Here is a 2,183-nt window from a genome sequence, read left to right on the forward strand (position 1 = left end):
CAGCCAGTGGCTGCCCGTTTTGTCATGGTATGACTGACACTCAGAGAGGTGCATCGGCCGGGCTGGTGAGCTCGGCGCCATTGTCGATGCGTTTGTGCCCTTCCACCAGATGGACGAAGTCCACCAGCTCGTCGCCGGAGACGCGAAACGCCTGGCCGAAGCCCTTGACGAACAACCCCTGCTCGGGCTTGAGGCGAAACAGCACGAAATCCTTGAGATTGGAGAGACCGCGGACAATCTCGCCAAAGCGCCCTTCCAGCGCGCCGACCGCTTTCTCCCAGCGCACATCGTCGCGAGCCACCACTTCGGCCACCGCATCGAAGGTGAGGCGCTTGCGGGCAAACAGCTCGCGGGCACCGGTTTCATCCTCGATCAGCATCAGCGACACCCTGGGCACCTGCTGCAGGTTGCGGGCGTGGCGGGCAATCTCGGAGATCAGCACATAGTAGCCATCTTCCTGCAGCACGAAGGGGGCATAGCTGGCATTGGGATTGCCTTCGCTGTCGACCGTGGCCAGCTGCAGGGTGCGGCAGTGGTCGCGAAACTCGCGGATCTCCGGTTGCAGGCGGTTTTGCAGACGTTCCTGACGCTCACTCATGCTTTGACTTCCTCTTGAGACGGGTGGCGCAGGGCCATGAAACGGGTCACCTGATCCGCCAGCAACTGGCGTTTCTCGTCACGCCCCAGGTAGATCTTGAAGATGCAGCGGCCACTCTCGGCGAAGAACTGGAACGAGTGCCCCTCCTTGCCCATGAACAGCTTGCTGACCAGCGCAATCCCCACCACCCTGTCGAGCTTGAGGTGGCCGTGCAGCTCGCCATCACGTCCCATCAGGTTGTAATAGCCGCGCGCATCCTTGCCCTTCGGGAAAGGCGCCTTGACCTCAAAGATGGAGCCTTCAGATTCGACTATGGTCGTCACCGGCCCCCAGTCGGCCAGATCCTCCAGCAGCCCCTGGGCACGCTCCGGTGGCAACAGGGTCACCAGCTCGGCTGGCAGATGGCGCACCACCTCCCACTCGCTGACGGCCAACTGGGCCGCCAGTGTTGACGGATGAGCGCCGGGATCCTGTTCCAGCAGCGCATGAATGCGTTGTGCAATGCTCATGTTCTCTCCCTCTGCGAGGCCCGTTCGCCCCGCTATTCATCATGGCGGCTACTCTAATAAAGCACCAAACTCAATGCAATTGATAATTGCTATCATTATCAGTGCAATTTTATTGCGGCCTTGATATTCTCGGCGACACACTCGTTTCATTGATCCTTTTCGGAGGTTAGCATGGGCCGTCGTCTTGCCCTCGCACTCACCCTGTTGGGCTGCTCAGCCCTCCTTGCCCCTCTGGCGGTATCGGCTACTCCAACAGAACGTATCGTCAGCATAGGTCCGGCCACCACGGAACTCATCCTCGCGCTGGGCGGTGAACCCTGCCTGATCGCCACCGATGTCAGCAGTCCGCTGCCCAAGGGACTGCCAAGGGTGGGCTACCACCGCGCCCTCGCAGCCGAAGGGATCCTGAGCCTCTCTCCGACCCGGGTAGTCGGCAGTGACGAGATGGGCCCGGCGCCGACGCTGGATCAACTGCGCCGCGCTGGCGTCAAGGTGGACGTATTGAAGACGGCCCCCACCCTGGCCAACCTCACCGAGCGCATCGACACCCTGGCCGCTCTGCTGGGGGATAAGCAGGCCGGCACCAGACTCAAGGCCGAGATCCGGACCCAGACTGACAAGCTGGCGACCCAGGCCAAACAGAACAAGCCGCTCAAGGTTGCCTTCCTGCTGCTGCACAAGGGACAACCCACCAGCATTGCGGGTGGAGATACCACCGCCAGCGCCCTCATCGAACTGGCGGGCGGCATCAATCCGGTCGCCAGCCTGCGCAACTACAAGCCCGTCTCTGCCGAATCCCTGATCGAAATGCAACCCGACCTGGTGCTGGTGAGCGGCCGCGAATGGCAGCAGTATGCCGATCCGGCCAGCGTGCTGGCAGAGGTGCCCGCCCTGGCGGCCACTCCGGCCGGCAAGCGCAAGGCCATTCACGCCATCGACGGTCACGCCCTGCAAGGGGGGCTGAGCCTCAACTCACTGCAACAGGCGAACCAGATCGCCCAGTGGATCAAGCAGGGATCATGATGCGCCTGCCCCTCCCCTGGTTGCTGGCCATCACCATGGCCCTGCTGGCCCTG

3 protein-coding genes are annotated in these 2,183 nt (G+C 62.4%); 1 reads left to right on the plus strand and 2 read right to left on the minus strand.

Features of this window, described 5'->3' with window-relative positions:
• Positions 1 to 40: 40 nt before the first annotated feature.
• Positions 41 to 598 (minus strand): heme utilization protein HutZ, encoded by a 558-nt coding sequence (gene hutZ, locus BN1123_RS05610; protein ID WP_042025802.1) that lies wholly within the window; start codon positions 596 to 598, stop codon positions 41 to 43.
• Entirely contained in the window at positions 595 to 1,107 is a 513-nt protein-coding gene (gene hutX, locus BN1123_RS05615; protein WP_026457788.1) for a heme utilization cystosolic carrier protein HutX, read from the minus strand. The genes hutZ and hutX overlap by 4 nt, the downstream gene beginning before the upstream one ends.
• Positions 1,108 to 1,278: 171 nt before the next feature.
• Here hutX and BN1123_RS05620 point away from each other — a divergent pair, with 171 nt between their 5' ends.
• Positions 1,279 to 2,130: a heme/hemin ABC transporter substrate-binding protein gene (locus BN1123_RS05620; protein WP_042025803.1), complete on the plus strand. Its 852-nt coding sequence runs from the start codon at positions 1,279 to 1,281 to the stop codon at positions 2,128 to 2,130.
• Positions 2,131 to 2,183 lie beyond the last annotated feature (53 nt).

Origin of the sequence: Aeromonas enteropelogenes (assembly GCF_000819845.1) — a bacterium.
In the GTDB taxonomy this organism is placed as follows: domain Bacteria; phylum Pseudomonadota; class Gammaproteobacteria; order Enterobacterales; family Aeromonadaceae; genus Aeromonas; species Aeromonas enteropelogenes.

Bases quoted from the DNA above. Each gene is read 5' to 3' on its own strand.
- hutZ (WP_042025802.1), bottom strand. From the start codon at position 598: ATGAGTGAGCGTCAGGAACGTCTGCAAAACCGCCTGCAACCGGAGATC.
- BN1123_RS05620 (WP_042025803.1), top strand. From the start codon at position 1,279: ATGGGCCGTCGTCTTGCCCTCGCACTCACCCTGTTGGGCTGCTCAGCC.
- hutX (WP_026457788.1), bottom strand. From the start codon at position 1,107: ATGAGCATTGCACAACGCATTCATGCGCTGCTGGAACAGGATCCCGGC.